At 68.9% G+C, this 20,104-nt stretch carries 20 protein-coding genes and 1 tRNA gene; 16 read left to right on the top strand and 5 right to left on the bottom strand.

Annotation, left to right across the window (positions count from 1 at the left end):
* Positions 1–62 precede the first annotated feature (62 nt).
* Positions 63–1,316 (top strand): histidine--tRNA ligase, encoded by a 1,254-nt coding sequence (locus tag KHB019_RS04945; protein WP_325471536.1) that lies wholly within the window; start codon positions 63–65, stop codon positions 1,314–1,316.
* A 202-nt stretch (positions 1,317–1,518) separates the two neighbouring features.
* A complete protein-coding gene (locus tag KHB019_RS04940; RefSeq protein WP_337458198.1) occupies positions 1,519–2,322 on the top strand; it encodes an SGNH/GDSL hydrolase family protein in 804 nt (267 codons plus the stop codon).
* Here KHB019_RS04940 and KHB019_RS04935 read toward each other — a convergent pair.
* The gene (locus tag KHB019_RS04935; RefSeq protein ID WP_337458197.1) at positions 2,294–3,538 is read right to left on the bottom strand and encodes an APC family permease; all 1,245 of its coding nucleotides are present in this window, start codon (positions 3,536–3,538) and stop codon (positions 2,294–2,296) included. The two genes, KHB019_RS04940 and KHB019_RS04935, sit on opposite strands and share 29 nt — an antisense overlap.
* Positions 3,539–3,574: 36 nt before the next feature.
* Positions 3,575–4,048, bottom strand: coding sequence for a DUF4442 domain-containing protein (locus KHB019_RS04930; protein WP_230102055.1), 474 nt, complete (start codon positions 4,046–4,048; stop codon positions 3,575–3,577).
* A 102-nt stretch (positions 4,049–4,150) separates the two neighbouring features.
* On the opposite strand from KHB019_RS04930, the gene KHB019_RS04925 reads away from it, so the two are divergent.
* The 9 genes from KHB019_RS04925 (at position 4,151) to KHB019_RS04885 (ending at position 12,468) form a co-directional block, all read left to right on the top strand.
* Entirely contained in the window at positions 4,151–4,519 is a 369-nt protein-coding gene (locus KHB019_RS04925; RefSeq protein ID WP_230102056.1) for a GntR family transcriptional regulator, read from the top strand.
* Positions 4,516–5,511, top strand: coding sequence for a DUF1648 domain-containing protein (locus tag KHB019_RS04920; RefSeq protein WP_337458196.1), 996 nt, complete (start codon positions 4,516–4,518; stop codon positions 5,509–5,511). Before KHB019_RS04925 ends, KHB019_RS04920 begins: the two co-directional genes overlap by 4 nt.
* A complete protein-coding gene (locus KHB019_RS04915; RefSeq protein WP_337458195.1) occupies positions 5,508–6,449 on the top strand; it encodes a CPBP family intramembrane glutamic endopeptidase in 942 nt (313 codons plus the stop codon). The genes KHB019_RS04920 and KHB019_RS04915 overlap by 4 nt, the downstream gene beginning before the upstream one ends.
* Positions 6,450–6,487: 38 nt before the next feature.
* A complete protein-coding gene (locus KHB019_RS04910; protein ID WP_337458194.1) occupies positions 6,488–7,156 on the top strand; it encodes an O-methyltransferase in 669 nt (222 codons plus the stop codon).
* Positions 7,157–7,237: 81 nt separating this feature from the next.
* The gene (gene eno, locus KHB019_RS04905) at positions 7,238–8,518 is read left to right on the top strand and encodes a phosphopyruvate hydratase (RefSeq protein WP_230102060.1); all 1,281 of its coding nucleotides are present in this window, start codon (positions 7,238–7,240) and stop codon (positions 8,516–8,518) included.
* A 42-nt stretch (positions 8,519–8,560) separates the two neighbouring features.
* Positions 8,561–9,085, top strand: coding sequence for an FtsB family cell division protein (locus tag KHB019_RS04900; RefSeq protein WP_230102061.1), 525 nt, complete (start codon positions 8,561–8,563; stop codon positions 9,083–9,085).
* A 40-nt stretch (positions 9,086–9,125) separates the two neighbouring features.
* Entirely contained in the window at positions 9,126–9,647 is a 522-nt protein-coding gene (locus tag KHB019_RS04895) for a DUF501 domain-containing protein (RefSeq protein ID WP_230102062.1), read from the top strand.
* Positions 9,644–10,954, top strand: a complete 1,311-nt coding sequence (locus KHB019_RS04890) for a S8 family serine peptidase (protein WP_337458193.1) — start codon at positions 9,644–9,646, stop codon at positions 10,952–10,954. The genes KHB019_RS04895 and KHB019_RS04890 overlap by 4 nt, the downstream gene beginning before the upstream one ends.
* 68 nt (positions 10,955–11,022) lie before the next feature.
* Entirely contained in the window at positions 11,023–12,468 is a 1,446-nt protein-coding gene (locus KHB019_RS04885; protein WP_337458192.1) for an NAD(P)/FAD-dependent oxidoreductase, read from the top strand.
* Between the two features lie 65 nt (positions 12,469–12,533).
* Here the strand turns inward: KHB019_RS04885 and KHB019_RS04880 are convergent.
* Positions 12,534–12,606 (bottom strand) — tRNA-Leu (locus KHB019_RS04880).
* A 53-nt stretch (positions 12,607–12,659) separates the two neighbouring features.
* On the opposite strand from KHB019_RS04880, the gene KHB019_RS04875 reads away from it, so the two are divergent.
* From KHB019_RS04875 to KHB019_RS04865, 3 genes are all read left to right on the top strand, one after another.
* The gene (locus KHB019_RS04875) at positions 12,660–13,889 is read left to right on the top strand and encodes an alanine racemase (RefSeq protein WP_230102065.1); all 1,230 of its coding nucleotides are present in this window, start codon (positions 12,660–12,662) and stop codon (positions 13,887–13,889) included.
* Positions 13,886–15,199, top strand: a complete 1,314-nt coding sequence (locus tag KHB019_RS04870) for a D-arabinono-1,4-lactone oxidase (RefSeq protein ID WP_337458191.1) — start codon at positions 13,886–13,888, stop codon at positions 15,197–15,199. The genes KHB019_RS04875 and KHB019_RS04870 overlap by 4 nt, the downstream gene beginning before the upstream one ends.
* A 71-nt stretch (positions 15,200–15,270) precedes the next feature.
* The gene (locus KHB019_RS04865; RefSeq protein WP_230102067.1) at positions 15,271–15,837 is read left to right on the top strand and encodes a LemA family protein; all 567 of its coding nucleotides are present in this window, start codon (positions 15,271–15,273) and stop codon (positions 15,835–15,837) included.
* Positions 15,838–15,846: 9 nt separating this feature from the next.
* Here KHB019_RS04865 and KHB019_RS04860 read toward each other — a convergent pair whose 3' ends face one another.
* Positions 15,847–16,326, bottom strand: coding sequence for a hypothetical protein (locus KHB019_RS04860; protein WP_337458190.1), 480 nt, complete (start codon positions 16,324–16,326; stop codon positions 15,847–15,849).
* Entirely contained in the window at positions 16,323–17,582 is a 1,260-nt protein-coding gene (locus KHB019_RS04855) for a winged helix-turn-helix domain-containing protein (protein WP_230102069.1), read from the bottom strand. The genes KHB019_RS04860 and KHB019_RS04855 overlap by 4 nt, the downstream gene beginning before the upstream one ends.
* An 83-nt stretch (positions 17,583–17,665) precedes the next feature.
* Between KHB019_RS04855 and KHB019_RS04850 the strand changes: the two genes are divergently transcribed.
* Together KHB019_RS04850 and ilvA are read left to right on the top strand one after the other, a co-directional pair.
* Positions 17,666–18,859, top strand: coding sequence for an AI-2E family transporter (locus KHB019_RS04850; protein ID WP_325471284.1), 1,194 nt, complete (start codon positions 17,666–17,668; stop codon positions 18,857–18,859).
* Positions 18,856–20,085 carry a threonine ammonia-lyase gene (gene ilvA / locus KHB019_RS04845; RefSeq protein WP_337458189.1) on the top strand — a complete coding sequence of 410 codons (1,230 nt, stop codon included), beginning with the start codon at positions 18,856–18,858 and terminating at the stop codon, positions 20,083–20,085. Before KHB019_RS04850 ends, ilvA begins: the two co-directional genes overlap by 4 nt.
* The last annotated feature ends 19 nt before the right edge of the window (positions 20,086–20,104 follow it).

Raw genomic sequence — 20,104 nt, 5'->3', positions numbered from 1 at the left:
TGCGAGCCGCCGACGACACCTGGAAAGATAGAGGCGTGGCTACTGTGAACCCGCCGCGCGGCATGCGCGACATCCTCCCCGCCGACAAGGCCCGTCGTGAGCGCCTGCTCTCCGTCATCCGCGAACGCTACCTGGCGCATGGATTCGACGAGATCGAGACGCCCGTCGTCGAGGAGTACGACCGCCTGCACGCCGGCATCGGCGGCGACAACGAGAAGCTGTCGTACAACATCCTGCGCCGCGGTCTGGATGCCGACGCGATCCGCGAAGCAGCCGACGATCCCGCCGCGCTCAGCGACCTCGGGCTCCGCTACGACCTGACCGTCCCCCTGGCCCGCTTCTACGCCAGTAACCGCGGCCAGCTGCCCACGGTCTTCCGTGCGATCCAGATCGGCGCGGTCTGGCGCGCCGAGCGCCCGCAGAAGGGCCGTTATCGCCAGTTCGTGCAGTGCGACATCGACATCATCGGGGACGACTCGGCGCGCGCCGAGGCCGAGCTGATTGTGGCATCCCTCGACGCGCTCGGCGCGCTGGGACTGGACGGCGCGACGGTCCGCGTCAACGATCGCCGCGTGCTCGATTGGATGCTGGATGCCTTCGGCTTCTCCGCCGACGAGCGTCCCGGAGTGCTGATCACGATCGACAAGCTCGACAAGATCGGCCCTGATGGCATCGTCTCCGAGCTGCGCGAGCGCGGGGCGACTGCATCCGCCGTCGACGCGTTCGAGGCGTATCTCCGCCGCCCGCAGACCATGGAGTACAACCCGTACGGCGAGCGGCAGATCCGCAAGGCTCTGCCGGAGAACGCGCCGGACGAGATCGTCGCGCACCTGGTCGGCATCGGCGAGGCCGTCGCCGTCGGCACCGGCGCTGCCGACATCCCCCTCGTCTTCGATCCCTTCCTCGTGCGAGGCATGGGCTATTACACCGGCACGATCTTCGAGCTCGCGCACCCCTCGGTGTCGTACTCGCTCGGCGGCGGCGGACGCTATGACGGCATGATCGGCCGATTCCTCGGCCAGCAGGTCCCAGCCGTCGGGTTCTCGCTCGGATTCGAACGCCTCGCGGATCTGCTCGAACCCGAGGCGGATGCCGGAACCAGGGCCATCGTGCTGGTCCACGACGCCGACGTGCCGCTGACCGAGCTCATCGCCCACAAGGCCGCGCTCATGACGCAGGGTCGGGTGCGGCTGGAGCGCCGCGTGAAGAACTTCAAGGCGCTGCTCGATCGCTCGGCCGCCGATGGCTACACCGCGTTCGCAACAGTGTCGGCCGGCACCGATCCCGGATCGCTGGAGATCAAGCCGCTCAACTGACCCTCGCCGCCGTCCTGTCTCGGGAACACCTGCACGACCCGGGAACACTTGCACGACGCATCCGCAGTTTCAGTCGTACATCCGTACCCGCGTCGTGCAGGTGTACCGGGGCTGCCGGGCCACCGGCTCCCGCCCGCTCCGACCTTGTCTCGCGACCCCGGGCGTTCATGCCGCGTTCACGCGGTTCCTGTCGAATGGGCGCATGATCAGGGCGCGCATCCTGGCAGCTGCGGCAGCGCTTGGCCTCGTCGCGCTCGGCATCCGGACTCTGCTGACCCGTCAGGCCGCGATCGCGCGGCGTCGAATCGGCAAGCCGCTGGGTGAGGAGTCGATCGACGCCGATCGCGTGTGGAAGAAGTCCCTCGACGGCACGCCGATCGAACTGCTGCTGCTCGGCGACTCGCTCGCCGCCGGTCTCGGTGCTGAGCGGCGCAAGGAGACGTTGGGCGGGCGGATCGCCAAGGCCGTAGCCAAACGGATGCTGCGCCCCGTGCGGCTGCGAACGGCAGCCGTCGTGGGATCGGAGTCCACGGCGCTCGCCGGGCAGCTCGACGCGCTGCCGGAGGACTACCGTGCCGACGTCGCCGTGATCGTGATCGGCGGCAACGACGTCACGCATCTCGTGCCGCCGTGGTCGGCGGCGGCCGAGCTCGAAAGGGCCATCACCCGCCTCCAGGAGTGCGGCACTCCGGTGGTCGTCGGCACCTGCCCAGACCTCGGCACCCTGCAGCCGGTGCCGCAGCCGCTGCGCTCTTTGCTCTCGCGGATGTCGCACCGGCTCGCACTCGAGCAGACCAAGGTCGCCTGGCGTACAGGGGCCATTCCCGTCGACCTGCGACAGGCGGTGGGTCCGACGTTCCGCGAGCAACCGGATGAGATGTTCGGTCTCGACCGATTCCACCCGAGCGCCGCCGGCTACCGCCGTACGGCCGAGGCCCTGTTGCCCGCCGTGGAGATGGCGCTCGCCGCGCCCGCTGTCAGGGCGACGGCGTCGATGCCCGCGTGAGGCGCAGTCGCAGCATCCGGTAGGCCACGCCGATGAGCAGGACACCCGTGCCGATCAGCGATGCGAGTACCGGCAGGGTGTTCACGAGAACGAGGCAGCCCAGCACGCCGAGCACCTGCAGCGCGCGCGGATAGCGGCGCGCGGCGCCCGCCTGCCGGAACGCCGCGGCATTCGCGATCAGGTAGTACAGCAGCACGCCGAACGACGAGAATCCGATCGCGCCACGCAGGTCGGCGACGAGCACGATCACGATCACGATGCCGGCGACGGCGATTTCGGCACGATAGGGCACCCGCCAGCGCGGATGCACCGCGCTGAGGAACCGTGGCAGATCGGACTCCCGTGCCATCGCGAGCGTGGTGCGTCCGATGCCGGTCAGGAGGGCGAGCAGAGCGCCGAGCGATGCCGCGGCTGCGGCGATGCGGACGACGGGTTCCAGCCCCGTCAGCCCTGCGGCATCGACGACGGCTGCCAGAGGAGCGGTATGGGCCGAGACATCCGCACCCAGCGTCAGCAGGACGACGACGGCGACGAGCACGTAGACGACCAGGGCTCCGGTCAGCGCCAGGACGATCGCGCGCGGGATGCTGCGCGCTGGGTCGACGACCTCCTCACCCATCGTGGCGATGCGCGCGTACCCCGCGAACGCGAAGAACAGCAGCCCGGCGCCCTGCAGCACGCCGTACGCGGTGAGATCGGGCAGGGGAGCGGGTCCCGAGGACGGCACCGACGCGAACCCGACCGCGACGACGACGGCGAGTCCGAGCAGGGAGACGGCGACGAGGATGCGGGTCAGCAGTGCCGTGCGCGTCACGCCGAAGCAGTTCACGGTCGCGAGAGCGGCGACGGCGACGGCGGCGACGAGCGGTTCCCACCCGGCGGGGGCCGCGTACGCCGCGAAGGTCATCGCCATCGCCGCGCAGCTGGCGAGCTTGCCGATCACGAAGCACCATCCGGCGATGAAGCCCCACCACGGGCCGATCTCCGCACGCGCATACGCGTACGTGCCACCGGCGACCGGGTGCACGGCAGCGAGCTGGGCCGACGAGGTGGCGTTGCAGAAGGCTACGACCGCGGCGATCGCGAGGGCGATGAGCAGTCCAGACCCTGCGGCCTCGAGCGCCGGGCCCCAGACGGCGAATACTCCTGCGCCGATCATCGAGCCGAGTCCGACGGCCACCGCGTCGGTGAGGGTCAGGCGTCGGGCGAGCTGCACCCGTTCATCGTGGCACGCGCAGGTGAACGATCGGGATCAGCTCGTACGCGCGCTGGTTACCCGTCTCTTCTCGCGGACGTACACCTCGCGGCGCACCTTCGCCACGACGTCGCCGTCGCGATCGGTGATCTCGGTCTCGAACCACTCGAGCACCTTCTGGCCGCCGTGGGCTCGGTCGCGGATCTGTTCCGCACGCTCCTTCGAGACGTGGAAGTGCGCCGTAAGCACCCCGCGGCCCGGTTTGAGGAACTCGATCTCGCCGCGGGTGTCCCACACGACGTAATCGCGTCCGAGTTGGTGCATCACGAGCATGAAGAAGTACGGGTCGGTCATCGCCGACATGGACCCGCCGAAGGCGGTCCCCACGTAGTTGCGGGTGAGGACGTTGACGTGCAGTTCGACCGTCGCGTGCGTCCAGTCGTCGCTGAACCGGCGGATGCGGATGCCGGTGAACAGGTTCGGGATCCACAGGCTCATGCCGAGCGCCAGACGACGCGGCGTGATCTTCATGATCTCAGTCTGGCGATCCGCTCCGTGCGCCCGAAAGTGTTTGCAGGGTTGTCACAGTTGTTCTAGTAGTACTAGAATTAGTCACACAAGGAAAGGGGCGCCATGCTGATCAGAATCGACGCGGACAGCACGCGACCACTGTTCGAGCAGGTCGCGTCCTCTGTGCGCGGCGACATCCTCGCCGGACGCGTCGGGCCAGGCGATCGACTGCCCACAGCGCGCGACGTGGCAGAAGCGCTCGACATCAATCTGCACACGGTGCTGCGCGCCTACCAGCAGTTGCGCGACGAGGGTCTGGTCGACCTTCGACGCGGACGCGGTGCCGTGATCTCGGCATCCGCTGCTCCACTCGCGGAACTCGCCGGGGACGTCGCGGATCTCGTCCGCCGCGCAGCCTCTCTCGGAATCTCGTCCACAACTCTGGCCGCTCTGATCACAGAGGCCGTCGTCGTCACGGAGGTCGACTCATGAACACATCCGAACAGCGCCCCGCAGACCTGCGCCGCGCGCGGCGGGCTTTCCTCCTGGTCGGACTCGCGGCCCCTCTCGTGATCGCGGCCGCCGCGCTCGCCCCGATCCTCATCTGGCTCCCTGAGCTGCCCGACCGGGTCGTCACGCACTGGGGGCCCAACGGACCGGACGGCTTCGGCAGCCCCGACATGTACATCTGGCTTCAACTCATCGTCGGGCTCGGCGTCCCGCTGCTTCTGACGCTCCCCGTGCTCGGCCTGATGCGCGAGGCGTGGGGCATGACCTGCCGGCTTCTCGCAGCGGTGTCACTCGGCGCCTCCGTGCTGATCGCCTCGGCATCCGTCGGCTCCGTCGCCGTGCAGCGCGGCGGCGGTGACGGCGCGGGCATCGGCATCGTCATGGCGATCGGCTTCAGCGGGATGCTCGTGTTCGGGGTCGTCGGCTGGTTCCTGCAGCCGAACGTGACGATGTCACCTGCCACGCGCCGCGCCGTGCAGCTGGGCCTGGCGCCAGGGGAGCGCGCCGCCTGGTTCGGAACGGCGGCCATGGGGCGACCCGGCGTCATCGGACTGGTGCTGGCGGTGCTGCTCCTGGCCGCCACGACCGCTTGGGTGTTCGTGATGGACGTCGGGGTCGGCTGGATCCTGGCAGCGGCGACGCTGCTCGTGATCGTGCTGATCGCCACGAGCCTCGTGTTCCGAGTCCGAGTGAGCGCCGAGGGGTTGCGGGTGCGGTCGATCGCCGGCTGGCCGCGCTGGAGCATCCCGGCATCGGACATCACCGACGTGCGCGCCGTGTCCGTCAATCCGATGGGCGACTTCGGCGGGTGGGGCGTGCGCATCGCGGTCGACGGTCGGATGGGGGTGGTCCTGCGTACAGGCGACGGTCTTCAGGTGACGCGCCGGAGCGGCCGCCGATTCGTCGTCACCGTCGACGATGCCGCGACCGCAGCCGCCGTTCTGTCCACTGCAGTGAAGGGAGTCAGCTCATGACCCGCATCCGCCCGATCGCCACCATCTCGTTCGTCATCCTGGCCCTGGGGCTCGCTTGGCTCGTCGCCCTGCCCCTGTGGATGGATGGCGGACTCGCGAGTCCGCTGTTCGGCGTTCTCGTCCCGCTGATGATGTTCACTCCGACGATCGCCGTCGTCATCGTGATGCTCGTGCTGCGTCCCGTGCCGGCGGGCGAGAGACTGCGATTCCTCGGCATGTGGCCGCTGCGCCCGGCGAAGTGCGTCGTCTGGATGATCGTCCTCGGCCTGTTCGCACCGCTCGTGCTCGTCGTGGCATCCGTCGCGGTGGCGGCGCTGTTCGGCTGGGTGCAGCTCGACCTCGTGCACTTCTCGGGCTACGCCGACGTGCTGGCGGAGGTCGTGCCTGCCGGTGCGCCCGTGCCGCCCGCCGGTCTCGCGATCCTGTCGCAGCTCGTGCTCATCCCGATCGCAGCCACGACCGTCAACGCCGTCGTCGCCTTCGGGGAGGAGCTCGGATGGCGGGGATTCCTCGTGCCGGCGCTCCGGCCGCTCGGCACCTGGCCCTCGTTACTGCTCAGCGGAGCGATCTGGGGCGTCTGGCACGCACCGATCATCCTGCTCGGCTACAACTTCGGCCGGTTCGACCTCACCGGCGTGCTGTTCATGACGGGCGGATGCATCGCCTGGGGCATCCTGCTGGGCTGGTTGCGCCTGCGCTCGGCGTCGGTGTGGCCCGCTGTCTTCGCGCACGGCATGATGAACGCGTCCGCCGCGCTCATCACGCTGCTCTACGCATCGGGCACGACCTTCGACATGGCGGTCGCAGGCTCCCTCGGCGTCGCCGGATGGATCGTCTGCGCCATCGCGGCCGTCGTGCTCGCAGTGACGGGCCAGTTCCGTCGGCAGCCGGAGCTCGCCGGAGCCCCAGGGCGGCTGCTCTCGCCGCCGCGCTCCTGAGCCTTGACGGCATCGACCGGGCGGGGTTGGGTGGAGCCATGGCCGAATCCACACCGGCGAACTGGCGCCGCACCGATGAGTTCCTCTCCGATCTGCTCGTCGGACACGACCCCGGTCTCGACGCGGCGCTCGCCGCGCAGCATGACGCCGGGCTTCCCGAGATCGAGGTCGCGCCGGTCAGCGGCAAGCTGCTGAACCTGCTCGCACGCTTCAGCGGCGCGCGGCGCGTGCTCGAGATCGGCACGCTGGGCGGCTACTCGACGATCTGGCTCGCGCGAGGCGTCGGCGACGGGGGAGAGGTCGTGACGATCGAGGCGGAGCCGGCGAACGCGGCGATCGCACGAACCAGCATCGACGCAGCAGGAGTCGGCGATCGTGTGGCGATCCGCATCGGGCGCGCAGCAGACGTTCTCCCGACCCTCGAAGGCTCGGATCCGTTCGACCTCGTCTTCATCGACGCTGACAAGGAGTCGAACACGATCTACCTCGACTGGGCCGCACGCCTCGGTCGGTCCGGAACCGTCGTGATCGTCGACAACATCGGCCGTGAGGGCGAGATCGTCGACGACGACACGACCGACCCGATGGTGATCGGCACCCGCGACGGTCTGCGGATGCTGGCCGACGATCCGCGCTTCGACGCCACGGCGCTGCAGACCGTCGGGATCAAGGGCTGGGACGGCGTCGCGCTCGCTCTCGTCCTGTGACGGGCGGATGCCGCGCACTAGACTGGCGACGGATCGACGACGCTCCACACACCACCCTTTCTCTGAGCAAGGAGCACATACGTGGCACTCATCGAGGCTGTAGGCGCACGCGAGATTCTGGATTCCCGCGGCAACCCGACCGTCGAGGTGGAGGTGCTCCTCGACGACGGCATCGTCCAGCGGGCAGCTGTCCCCTCCGGCGCATCCACCGGCGCATTCGAGGCGTATGAGCTTCGTGACGGCGACAAGTCCCGCTACGGCGGCAAGGGCGTCCTGAAGGCCGTCGAGGCCATCATCGACGAGCTCGGCCCTGCGATCGAGGGCGTCGAGGCGAGCGAGCAGCGCATCGTCGACGAGATCCTCAACGAGACCGACGGCACCGAGAACAAGAAGCGCACCGGTGCGAACGCCATCCTGGGCGTGAGCCTCGCCGTGGCCAAGGCCGCCGCGGACAGCGCCGACCTGCCGCTGTACCGCTACCTCGGCGGACCGAACGCGCACGTTCTGCCCGTGCCGCTGTTCAACGTCATCAACGGCGGCGAGCACGCCGACAACGGCATCGACATGCAGGAGTTCTTCCTCGCCCCGATCGGCGCAGAGACGTACTCCGAGTCGCTCCGCTGGGGCGTCGAGACCTACCACGTGCTGCGCAGCGAGCTGAAGGCCGCCGGCTACGCCACCGGCCTCGGCGACGAGGGCGGTTTCGCCCCCGACCTGCCCAGCAACCGCGAGGGTCTCGAGTTCCTCATCAAGGCGATCGAGAAGGCCGGCTTCACCCCGGGCAAGGACATCGCCCTCGGCCTCGACGTCGCCGCCACCGAGTTCTTCAGCGACGGCGTGTACCGCCTCGACAACAAGGACTGGTCTGGCCCCGAGCTGATCGAGTACTACCAGGGTCTCGTCAATGACTTCCCGATCGTCACGATCGAGGACGCCCTCGCCGAGGACGACTGGGACAACTGGAAGCTCCTCACCGACGCGCTCGGCTCGAAGGTCCAGCTGGTCGGAGACGACCTGTTCGTCACCAACCCGCAGCGTCTCGCCGACGGCATCAAGCGCGGCGTCGCCAACTCGCTGCTGGTCAAGGTCAACCAGATCGGCACCCTGACCGAGACGTTCGACGCCGTCAGCCTCGCCCAGCGCTCCGGCTACACCGCCATGCTGTCGCACCGTTCGGGTGAGACCGAGGACACCACGATCGCCGACCTCGCCGTCGCTACGAACGCAGGTCAGATCAAGACCGGTGCGCCCGCTCGCAGCGAGCGCGTCGCGAAGTACAATCAGCTTCTGCGCATCGAGGAGGACCTCGCGGACGCCGCCGTGTTCGCGGGTCGCTCGGCGTTCCCCCGGTTCCAGGGCTGAATGCTGACGCAGCGCAGCTGAGACACGACAGAAGGGGGAACCATGGCCAGGCGTCCGGTTCCCCCTTCTCGTGTTCAGGCACCGTCTGTTGCACAGGCACAGCGTGCTCAGGCGGAGCGCGCATCCCGACGGCCTCAGGTCGACGTTCGCGACTGGGCGTCGGGCATCCGCCTGTCCGGATTCATGGTCATCATGCTCTCGCTGGTGATCCTGGGCGCTTGGGTCCTGGTGCCGACGCTCGGCACCTACATCGACCAGCGGCAGAAGATCGCGGCGCTCGAGGCATCGGTGCAGGTGAGTGCCGAGCAGATCGAGGAGCTCGAGCAGGTGCGTGAACGCTGGGACGACCCGGCGTACATCACCACGCAGGCGCGCGAGCGGCTGTACTACGTCAAACCCGGCGAGGTCGTGTACCTCGTGGACAACGATCTGGACCCGGCATCTCTTCCGCAGGAACAGGCGCCGGTGAGCGACGAACTGGAGGAGACGCCGGCGGACTGGATGCCGCAGCTGCTGCGCTCCGTCGCCGGTGCCGGGCTCGCTCAGAACGCCACGTCCGCGGAGTAGTCCACGGGTTTCCCAGGTGGGGCTCCCGTAGGCTGTGACGGTGACGACGCCCCCCTTCGCCCTGCCGACGCCTGCCGAGATCGACGTGGTGTCGGCGCAGCTCGGTCGCCGGGCGCGCGGCGTCGTCGGGATCGCCGCTCGGTGCGTCTGCGGCAATCCGACCGTGGTCGCCACCAGCCCCCGTCTCGATGACGGATCGCCGTTCCCGACGTTCTACTACCTCACCCATCCGGCGGCCACCGCGGCCATGTCGACGCTCGAGGCCACTCAGGTGATGCCAGAGCTCGCCGCGCTGCTGGAAGCGGACGAGACGGTCGCCGACGCCTATCGCGCGGCGCACGAGGCCTACCTGGCCGACCGTGCGCAGTTCGGTGAGGTGCCGGAGATCGACGGCATCTCCGCCGGTGGCATGCCCACGCGCGTGAAGTGCCTGCATGCACTCGCCGGACACGCGCTCGCCGCCGGCCCCGGCGTGAATCCGATCGGGGATGCCGCGCTCGAGCGCTCGAGCTGGTCGCCCGAGCGCTGCCAGTGCGAGGATCCGGGAGCCGCGACGCGATGAGGTGGAAGGCGATGCTGCGAGGCACCGTCGCAGCGGTTGCGGTCGCGGCATCCGTTCTGCTCACCGGAGCGACGGCGACACCATCGCCGACGCCCACCCCGCCGATTCCCGACGACCCGACCGATCCGGTGCGGGCGCTGGAGTACTGGCTCGACGGCGCCGGCATCCGCGAAGCCTGGCAGACGACGCGGGGCAAGGGCGTGACGATCGCCGTCATCGACACCGGCATCGGCAAGGTGCCCTCGGTGTTCGGCGATGCTGTCGTCGGCGGCACCGACGTGTCGGGGAGCGGGTCGTCGGACGGGCGCTCGCCCGTTGGCGTGGTCGACGGCGACCACGGATCCTGGGTCGGGTCGCTCGCGGCAGGGCGCGGCAAGGCGGACGGCACCGGAATGATCGGCGTCGCACCGGAGGCGAACCTGCTGTCGGTCTCGATCGGCTTCGGAGCATCGGCATCCGTCCCCTTCGTCGACCAGGTCGCGAAGGGCATCCGGTGGGCTGTTGACAACGGTGCGGACATCATCAACATGTCCTTCACGACGAACACGCTCGACTGGGATGAGAGCTGGGACGACGCGTTCCTCTACGCCTATGAGCACGACGTCGTGGTCGTGGTCGCCGCAGGCAACCGCGGCAGCGGCACGTCGATGATCGGTGCACCGGCGACGATCCCCGGCGTGCTGACGGTCGGCGGCGTCGACCAGACGGGGACAGCCAGCGTCGAAGCCTCGACGCAGGGCATCACGATCGGCATCTCCGCGCCCAGTGAGGGCCTTCTCGGCGTCTCGGCCGATGGCGAGCTGGCCTCGTGGCGCGGTACGAGCGGCGCGGCGCCGATCGTCGCCGGTGCCGCCGCTCTGATCCGGTCGGCTCACCCCGAGCTGGATGCCGCGAACGTGATCAACCGCATCATCAAGACCGCGATCCCCGTCGAGGGCGTGACGGACCTGCCCGATCCACTGTACGGATACGGTCTGCTCAACGCCGCCGCAGCGGTGAAGACCTCGCTGCCCCTGGTCGACAAGAATCCGATGGGCGATCTCGCCGAATGGGTGCGGCTCTACCGCCGCGCGGACGCCGCACCGGCCCCCGAACCGGAGGTGAAACCGGCCGAGGTGCTGCCGCTGCCGGCCGCCGATCCGCCCAGCGAACCCGGTTCTCCGCTGATTCCGAGTGCCGAGTCGCTGCGCTACGGTACCCTGCCGCTCTTGGTGCTCACAGTCCCTGGTATTCTGATTGCGCTAGGCGTCACCGCAGCTGCCCGGCGCATCCGATCGGCGCGCAAGCCAAGCACGCCAGCAGCCTGACGAGGAGTTGTCCTTCTGTGCCTGAGAACAGCACTGAGCGAGTGAACACTGTGCCTACGAACAACAGCGTGCCCAAGATTCTGGTCGTCGGTGGCGGCTACGCAGGTTTCTACACGGCGTGGAAGCTCGAGAAACACCTCCGCAAGGGCGAGGCGGAGGTCACCATGGTCGACCCGCTGCCTTACATGACCTACCAGCCGTTCCTGCCAGAGGTCGCAGCCGGCTCGATCGAAGCGCGTCACGCTGTCGTCGCCCACCGTCGTCACCTCAAGCGCACGAATGTCATCACCGCCAAGGTGACCGGCATCAACCACGCGCAGAAGGTCGCCACGATCACGCCTCCGCTCGGTGAGTCGTACGAGTTCGAATACGACCAGATCGTCGTCACCGCCGGTGCCGTGTCGCGCACGTTCCCGATCCCGGGCATCGCCGACAACGCGATCGGGCTGAAGACCATCGAAGAGGCCGTCGCGGTCCGCGACCGCCTCATGTCGAACTTCGACAAGGCCGCATCGCTGCCTGCGGGCCCCGAGCGCGACCGCCTGCTCACGGTCGTCGTCGTCGGTGGTGGCTTCGCCGGCATCGAGGCGTTCGCCGAGCTCCGCTCGCTCGCCTCCTCGCTGGTCGGCAAGTATCCGCAGCTGACCTTCGACGACACGCACTTCCACCTCATCGAGGCGATGGGGCGCATCATGCCCGAGGTTTCGCAGAAGACGAGCGAGTGGGTACTCAAGGACCTCGCCAAGCGCGGCGCGTACGTGCACCTCGACACGCAGGTTCAGGGTGCAGAGGGCGGCAACGTAGCACTCTCCACCGGCGAGGTCATCCCGACCGACCTCATCATCTGGACCGCGGGCGTCATGGCGAATCCGACGGTGGTCCGCGGCGGCGACCTTCCCGCGGAGGAGCGCGGTCGCATCCAGACCCGTGCCGACCTCCGCGTCGGCACGCCAGAAGCCTTCGTCGAGGGCGCCTGGGCGGCCGGTGACGTCTCCGCCGTTCCCGATCTCTCGGGTGGCGGCGTTGGCGGCTACTGCGTCCCGAACGCACAGCACGCCGTTCGTCAGGCCAAGCGCCTCGCGAAGAACCTCACCGCGGTCCTGCGCGGCGAGGAGACCAAGGACTACTTCCACAAGAACCTCGGTGCCGTGGCCGGTCTCGGCCTCTACAACGGTGTCTTCCAGTCGGGCAACCTCGCGCTCAAGGGCTTCGTCGCCTGGGTCGCGCACCGCGGCTACCACGGCCTCGCGATGCCGACGTGGGAGCGCAAGTGGCGCGTCCTGTGGGGCTGGTGGAACAACCTGTGGCTGGGTCGCGACCTCGTGAACCTGCAGACCGTGCAGAACCCGCGCTACATCTTCGAGGAGTTCGCCGCGCGTCCGCGTCCGGCAGCGGATGCTGCTCCCGCGGCCAAGCCTGCTGACAAGCCCGCAGCCGCCAAGGCGACCGCGAAGAAGGCTCCGGCGAAGCCGTCCGTCTCGGCCGCCGAGGCTGCGAAGGCAGCCGCGAAGTAACGCGACAACGCAGAGACCGCCCTCTCCCGCATTCGGGAAGGGCGGTTTCTGCGTTCTCGAGGCGGTGCCCCCACTGGGACTCGAACCCAGACTGAAGCGATTTTAAGTCGCCTGCCTCTGCCATTGGGCTATGGGGGCATGACATCCTCAGCCTAGGGCGTCTCGAGACTCCGAGGTCGTATGGTGGGGGAGTGCTCGACCTCACCGCGCCGCCGACGTCCGCAGCCGATCGTGCCTGGGAGGACCCGTCGCGATGGTGGCCGCGTCTGACCGAGGCCACGGCTCACCTCCCTGCACCTGTCGGCGTGATCGATCTCGATGCGCTGCGCCACAACGCGATGGACATGCTCGTCCGCGCCGGCGGCATCCCGATCCGCGTGGCTTCCAAGTCGGTGCGGGTGCGTGCCGTGCTCGACGCCGTGCTGCGGATCCCCGGGTACCGCGGCATCCTGTCGTTCACGCTCGCCGAGGCGCTCTGGCTGGCCGAGACCCACGACGACATCGTCGTCGGCTATCCGACCGTCGACCGGGCGAGCCTGGAGCGGCTCGTGCACGACGAGGAGGCGGCATCCCGCATCACGCTCATGGTGGATGACGTCGCCCACCTCGACCTCGTGGACAGCATTGCTGCACCGGGCGACCGCGCCACAGTGAGGGTCGCGATCGACGCGGATGCGTCGTGGCGCTCATCGGCGCTCGGGCACATCGGCGTTCGCCGGTCGCCCCTGTTCACGGCATCCGACGTGACGCGCTTCGCGCGCACGATCGTCGCCCGGCCCGGGTTCGAGCTCGTCGGCCTGCAGATGTACGAGGCGCAGATCGCCGGTCAGGGCGACAACGGCCCTGATTCCCCCATCATCCGCACGGTGCAGGCACGTTCGCGCGCCGAACTCCGCACCCGCCGAGCGGAGATCGCCGACGCGCTCACCGATATCGCACCGCTCGAGTTCCTCAACGGGGGCGGCACAGGATCTCTGGAGTTCACGGGCAGCGACGAGTCCGTGACCGAGGCGTCAGCCGGCAGCGGGCTGCTCGGCGGGCACCTCTTCGATGGCTACCGCTCGTTCCACCCCGCGCCGGCGAGTGCATTCGCATTCGACGTCGTGCGGCGACCGGCCGCCGACATCGCCACCGTCCTCGGCGGCGGATGGATCGCCTCCGGCCCCGCCGTCGCATCTCGCCAGCCGCGCGCGATCTGGCCCGAGGGACTGCGCACCATGCCGCGTGAGGCTGCGGGCGAGGTGCAGACGCCGCTGCAGGGTCGTGCGGCGGCTGGGCTCAGCGTCGGCGACCGTGTCTGGTTCCGGCACGCCAAGAGCGGTGAGCCGGCCGAGCGCATCGAGACGTACCACCTGGTCTCCGGCACCGAGGTAATCGATGAACTGCCGACCTACCGCGGCGAAGGGAAGACGTTCCTGTGACCAGACCCGGTGGCACCTGGCAGAACTGGGGCCGGTCGGCGACCGTGAAGCCCGCCAGCGTCGAACGACCGCGCAGCCCTGAGGGAGTGCAGCGCGCAGTGCGAGCCGCGATCGCCCACAACCTGCCCATCAAGGCTGTCGGTGCCGGTCACAGCTTCACCGGCATCGCCGTCGCACCCGGTGTGCTGCTCGAACTCGACGACATGCAGGGGCTGGTCTCGGTTGACGCCGAGCAGTCCAGGGTGACGCTGTTCGCCGGCACCCGGCTGCACAGGATTCCGCGGCTGCTCGCGCCGCACGGCCTCGCGATGCAGAACCTCGGGGACATCGACCGTCAGTCGATCGCCGGCGCCATCTCCACCGGAACGCACGGCACCGGTGCCGGGTTCGGCGGCCTGGCCACCCAGGTCGTCGCGGCCACGCTGATCACGGGCGACGGCGAGTTCCTGCGTGTCAGCGAGACGGAGAACGCCGAACTGCTGCCCGCCGTGGCGCTCGGGCTCGGGGCTCTCGGCATCCTCGTCGAGGTGACCCTCCAGTGCGTGCCGGCCTTCGTCATGCACGCGATCGACGAGCCGGCACCGCTCGATGAGGTGCTCGAGACGCTCGACGAGCGGGTCGCGGCATCCGACCATTTCGAGTTCTACTGGTTCCCGCACACCGAGGTCGCCCTCACGAAGCGCCAGACGCGTCTGCCGGAGTCCGCCCCGCGCCGCCCGCTGCCGAAGCTGGGGCGCTGGATCGACGAGTCGCTTCTCTCCAACGGCGTCTACCGGGTCGTGTGCGCCGCCGGTCAGATCGCACCCGTCATCACGCCCCCGTTCAGCCGGCTGGCCGTGAAGCTCACCGGCGATCGCGAGTACATCGACCGCTCGCACACGGTGCTCACCCAGAGCAGGACGGTGCGATTCCGCGAGATGGAGTACGCACTCCCCGCCGAGAACATCGCTCCGGCGTTCCGGGAGGTGCAGGCGCTCATCCGCCGACGAGGATGGAAGATCGAGTTCCCGATCGAGGTGCGCTTCGCCGCATCCGACGATCTCTGGCTCTCCACCGCGCACGGCAGAGCGAGCGGATACATCGCGGTCCACCGCTACTGGCGCGCAGACCCGACCGAGTACTTCGAGGCGGTCGAACAGATCTGCCTCGAGCACGGCGGCCGGCCGCACTGGGGCAAGCTGCACACGCTGGACGCCGCCCGGCTGCGCGAACGCTACCCGCGGTTCGATGACTTCACGGCGCTGCGCGATCGCCTCGATCCTGCTCGCCGATTCGCCAACAGATACCTGGATCGCGTGCTCGGTGAGTGACCCGATCCCCAGTGCACACGCAGGGTGCCTGGATAGGATGAAAGAAATTCGCTCCGAGGGGGTTGCCTGAGATGGAATGGCTCATTCCGGTACTGATCGTCGTCGCCGTCGTGGTGCTGATCGGCATCTATCTCTGGGCGACGTACAACTCCCTCGTGCAGCTGAACGTCCGCGTCGATGAGGCCTGGAGCGGCATCACGGTGCAACTGAAGCGACGAGCCGATCTCATCCCCAACCTCATCGAGACGGTCAAGGGATACGCCTCGCACGAGAAGGCCGTGTTCGAGAACGTGACGCGCGCTCGGGCCGAGACACTCGCAGCCACCAGTCCAGGGGAGGCGGGCATCGCCGAGGGCCATCTGCAGCAGGCGCTGAAGAGCCTGTTCGCCGTCGCCGAGGCGTACCCGCAGCTGCAGGCGAGCCAGAACTTCCTGCAGGTGCAGCACGCGCTGGTCGACACCGAGGACAAGATCCAGGCCGCACGTCGCTTCTACAACGGCGGTGTGCGCGAGTTGAACACGAAGATCAAGGTCTTCCCGAACAACCTGTTCGCCCGCAGCCTCGGCTTCACCGAGCGCGAGTTCTTCGAGGTCGCCGACGGCGCGGCGATCGCCGAGCCGCCGCGCGTGCAATTCTGATCGAGACGGTCACCAGGCCGACAGCACGACCCCGGCGTTCTTGACCGTCACATCGCCGCGGAGCATCCAGTTCTCCGTGCGATAGGTCAGTGACTTCGTGGCGCCGTCGATGCCCGTTCCGGTGACGGTCGCGACGAGGATGCCGTCGTCCGCGCGGAACGTCGGAGGCGTCACCGTCAGGGTCGGCGGCGCTTCGACGCGGTACCGGATGCCGTCGACCTCAGCGAAGTCGGCAGCCCAGGGGAGTCGGATGCCGCAGCCCTTCGACACCTCGGTCGACGGCTGCGCGCAGGTCTCCACGAGGGCGTCGAACGGCCGCCGCGCGAGAGCGCTCAACTGGTCATCGGCGAGCTCGGACGCCACCCCTGAGCCGGCTCGCGGCGCTGTCGAATCGCCCTCTCGCGGCCACAGCGCGATCACGACGACAGCGACGACGATGAGTGCGACGACGATGATCGCCGCGACGCCGACGCGCGCCCTCCTGGTCACGCCTGACGCTGCCGATCGTGCACGTGCCGCAGCACGCCGCCGCGATTGATGTGCAGAGCAGCGGCCACGGCATCCGAGGCATCGCCCCACCCGGAGACGGAGATGTTCTCCAGGCCCTGCCAGGAAGCCGCCAGAGCGAGCTCGTCGGCGATCGCGTCGGCGTCGCCGGGCCGCGCCTGCGGCTCCCACCAGGCCGACTGCACCTGCAGCGTCGAGGAAGCCCGTTCCGACTTCAGATCGATGCGCGCGACGATCCGGTCGCCGACGAGCACGGGCAGGGAGTAGTACCCGTAGCGGCGTTTCTCCGCCGGCACGTAGATCTCGATCCGGTAGTCGAGATCGAACGCGCGCAACGCGCGATCACGGAACCATACGACCGGGTCGAACGGCGTGAGGATGGCTGCGGCATCCACTCGTCGGGGCACGACGGCCTCGCGATGGATCCATGCCGGAACCGGCCGACCGCCCCGCTCCCAGCCGCGCACCTGGACCGGCTGCAGATCGCCGGCATCGACCAGATCGTCGATCGCCTGACGAATCGAGACGCGATCACGGACACGGTAGTAGTCGGCCAGGTCGGACTCCGTCGCCACACCCTGAGATCGTGCGGCTCGATGGACGAGCTCGCGGATGGCATCCTGCCGCGGCACCTCGCGTGAGCGTACATCGGCCGGGATCACCTGCTCCTCCAGCGCGTACAGCCGCTCGAACCCGCGTCGACCGCTGATCGCGACGTCTCCGGTGCGCCACAGATGCTCGAGCGCCAGCTTCACCTCGTCCCAGTCCCACCAGGTGCCGCGCTCGCGCGGCGCGTCGGCACGCAGCTCGGCCGGCCGCAGAGGCCCGCGATCGCGCAGCTCGTCCTGCACCCACGAGAGCGTGCGCGAGTTCTGGCTCACCCACGAATCGGGCGCGGCCCAGCGCCGTCGGAAGTCGTCCATGCGGAACCGCCACAGCGACCAGTCATCGACGGGGACGAACGTCGCCTCGTGCGCGAGGTATTCGACGTAGTGCGTCGTGCGCGACATGAACACGCGGTCGAGCAGTGCAGGGTCGTAGGCACCCAGGCGCGAGAAGAGCGGCAGGTAGTGACTGCGGGCGAAGACGTTCACGGAGTCGATCTGCAGCACACCGAGCCGCTCCATGGCTCGGTGCACGTGGCGCGCGGAGACCTGAGCCACCGGACGCCGACGAGTGAACCCCTGGGCGGCCAGGGCGACGCGACGAGCCTGGGCGGCGCTGAGTGTCTCTGGCACCCGGTCAGCGTACCGCCCGCCTCCGACATGGGCGGATGGCGTGCGTCACAGCATCCCCACAGCGCCGCAACTAGACTTGGCCCATGACGGACGAGCAGCGCCCCCGCAAGCGCGATCTTCTGTGGGGTCGCATGCCGACGGACCGCACGGTGTCCACCGAGGCGGACAACACCGTTCCGCTCTCGCTGCGTGTCGGGGCGGCCTACGCCTGGCGGCTGCTCCTGATCGCAGCCGCTGCCGGCGTCATCATCTGGATCGTCATCCAGCTCAAGCTCCTGGTCATCCCGCTGCTCATCGGCATCCTCATCACCGCCCTGCTCTGGCCCGCCTTCGAGTGGATGCTCCGCCGCCGGTTCCCGCGGTGGCTCGCGATCCTCATCGCCCTGCTCGGCACGATCGCGATCGTCACCGGGCTCATGTGGCTGGTCGGCTGGCAGGTCGCCCGCGAATGGTCCGAGGTCCAATCGCGCACGGTCGCCGCGGTCGAGGAATTCCGGAAGTACCTCATCGACGGCCCGCTCCACCTCACCGAGACGCAGATCCAGGACTACCTCGATCAGGGCTGGGCCCTCATCCAGCAGCAGGCCGAGCTCCTCTGGTCGGGTGCCCTGGCGATCGGCAGTACCGCGGGCCACGTCGTGGTCGGCGCTCTGCTGACCCTGTTCGTCCTCATCTGCCTGCTCGCCGACGGCGGCGGCATCTGGAGGTGGACCACCAAGCTCTTCCCGCGTGACGCGCGCCCCGCGGTCGACGCGTCGGCCCGCAGCGGCTGGCGAACAGTCGTCAACTACGCCAAGACGCAGTTGCTCGTGGCGACGATCGATTCGATCGGCATCGGCCTCGGAGCGTTCCTGCTCGGGGTTCCGCTCGCCATCCCCGTCGCGGTGCTCGTCTTCCTCGGTGCGTTCATCCCGATCGTCGGAGCCGTCGCCACCGGTACGGTCGCCGTCTTCCTCGCGCTGGTCTACAACGACCCGTGGAACGCGTTCTGGATGCTGGTCGTCGTCATCGGCGTTCAGCAGATCGAGGGTCACATCCTGCAGCCGATCCTGATGGGGTCGGCCGTGAAGGTGCATCCGCTGGCCGTCGTCCTCGTCGTCGCCGGCGGGTCGATGATCGCAGGCATCCCCGGTGCGCTGTTCGCCGTCCCGCTGGCCGCATTCGTGAACGTCGTCGCGGTGACGCTGAGCACCGGCTCGTGGCGCACCGGCAGACAACCAGCCGGTGATCTCATCTGGAGTACAGTGCCGCGCGAGCGGCGACGGAGGAATACATGAGCGCAGTCCCCACCCTGGCAGAGTTCGAAGAGGCCGCACGGGGGCTGGAGCGCGTGATCTCCCACACGCCCACGCTGCCGTCCAGGGCGCTGTCCGACATCCTCGGGTCTCCCGTCGTCCTCAAGATGGAGAACCTCCAGCGCACCGGATCGTTCAAGATCCGCGGCGCGGGGCACCGCCTCGCGCAGCTCACCGAGGAGGAGCGCTCGCACGGCGTGGTCGCGGCATCCGCCGGCAACCACGCGCAGGGCGTCGCGCTCGCGGCTCAAGCCCTCGGCATCCCCGCGACGATCTTCATGCCGCTTGGCGTCCCGGTTCCGAAGCTTCTCGCGACGCGCGGCTATGGCGCGGAAGTCGTCCTCGAGGGCGAGACCGTCGCGACGTCCCTGCGCCTCGCCGCGGAGTTCGCCAAGCGCACCGGCGCGATCATGATCCATCCGTTCGACCACCGGGACATCGTGATCGGGCAGGGGACGCTCGGGATCGAACTGATCGAGGACGCTCCTGATGTCGACACGATCCTCGTCGGCATCGGCGGGGGCGGTCTCATCGCCGGAGTCGCCACCGCAGCCAAGGCCGCAGCGGCCCGGCTCGGTCGCACGATCCGCGTGATCGGTGTGCAGGCCGAGAACGCCGCCGCCGTCGCCCCGTCGCTGGAGGCCGGGCATCCGGTCGAGATCGTCACGCACCCGACGATCGCCGACGGCATCCTCGTCGCGAAGCCCGGCGACGTGCCGTTCGAGATCATCCAGGACCTCGTCGACGAGGTCGTGACGGTCAGCGACGACGACATCGCGCGTGCCATCCTCGTGCTCCTCGAGCAGGCGAAGGTCGTGGTCGAGCCCGCTGGGGCTGTCGGCGTCGCAGCGATCCTCGCGGGCAAGGTGAAGGACACCGGCAACACCCTCGCGGTTCTCACCGGCGGCAACATCGACCCGCTGCTGCTGCAGCGCGTGGTCTCGCACGGTCTTGCGGCATCCGGTCGCTATCTGACCGTCCGCATCCCGCTGCCTGATCGTCCTGGCCAGCTCGCTCGCGTGTCAGAACTCGTCGCCCAGGCTGGCGCGAACGTCATGGAGGTCATGCACACCCGCCACGGTCAGGGGCTGCAGATCAGCGAGGTCAGCCTGCAGCTGAGCATCGAGACGCGCGGCGCTGAGCACACGGAGCTCACGCTCGACACGCTCCGCCAAGCCGGCTACGACCCCATCGTCGTCCCCGACTGACCCGCGCCGTACGCGAATG

Source organism: Microbacterium sp. KHB019 (genome assembly GCF_037285405.1).
Classification (GTDB): Bacteria; Actinomycetota; Actinomycetes; order Actinomycetales; family Microbacteriaceae; genus Microbacterium.
Note: the sequence above shows the minus strand (reverse complement) of the source record. Positions and strands in the feature narration are given on the sequence as shown.

Coding starts and splice junctions, on each gene's coding strand:
- KHB019_RS04865 (WP_230102067.1), top strand. CDS start 15,271: ATGGAATGGCTCATTCCGGTACTGATCGTCGTCGCCGTCGTGGTGCTG.
- KHB019_RS04920 (WP_337458196.1), top strand. CDS start 4,516: ATGAACACATCCGAACAGCGCCCCGCAGACCTGCGCCGCGCGCGGCGG.
- KHB019_RS04900 (WP_230102061.1), top strand. CDS start 8,561: ATGGCCAGGCGTCCGGTTCCCCCTTCTCGTGTTCAGGCACCGTCTGTT.
- KHB019_RS04910 (WP_337458194.1), top strand. CDS start 6,488: ATGGCCGAATCCACACCGGCGAACTGGCGCCGCACCGATGAGTTCCTC.
- KHB019_RS04930 (WP_230102055.1), bottom strand. CDS start 4,048: ATGAAGATCACGCCGCGTCGTCTGGCGCTCGGCATGAGCCTGTGGATC.
- KHB019_RS04940 (WP_337458198.1), top strand. CDS start 1,519: ATGATCAGGGCGCGCATCCTGGCAGCTGCGGCAGCGCTTGGCCTCGTC.
- KHB019_RS04915 (WP_337458195.1), top strand. CDS start 5,508: ATGACCCGCATCCGCCCGATCGCCACCATCTCGTTCGTCATCCTGGCC.
- KHB019_RS04890 (WP_337458193.1), top strand. CDS start 9,644: ATGAGGTGGAAGGCGATGCTGCGAGGCACCGTCGCAGCGGTTGCGGTC.
- KHB019_RS04925 (WP_230102056.1), top strand. CDS start 4,151: ATGCTGATCAGAATCGACGCGGACAGCACGCGACCACTGTTCGAGCAG.
- KHB019_RS04850 (WP_325471284.1), top strand. CDS start 17,666: ATGACGGACGAGCAGCGCCCCCGCAAGCGCGATCTTCTGTGGGGTCGC.
- ilvA (WP_337458189.1), top strand. CDS start 18,856: ATGAGCGCAGTCCCCACCCTGGCAGAGTTCGAAGAGGCCGCACGGGGG.
- KHB019_RS04945 (WP_325471536.1), top strand. CDS start 63: ATGCGCGACATCCTCCCCGCCGACAAGGCCCGTCGTGAGCGCCTGCTC.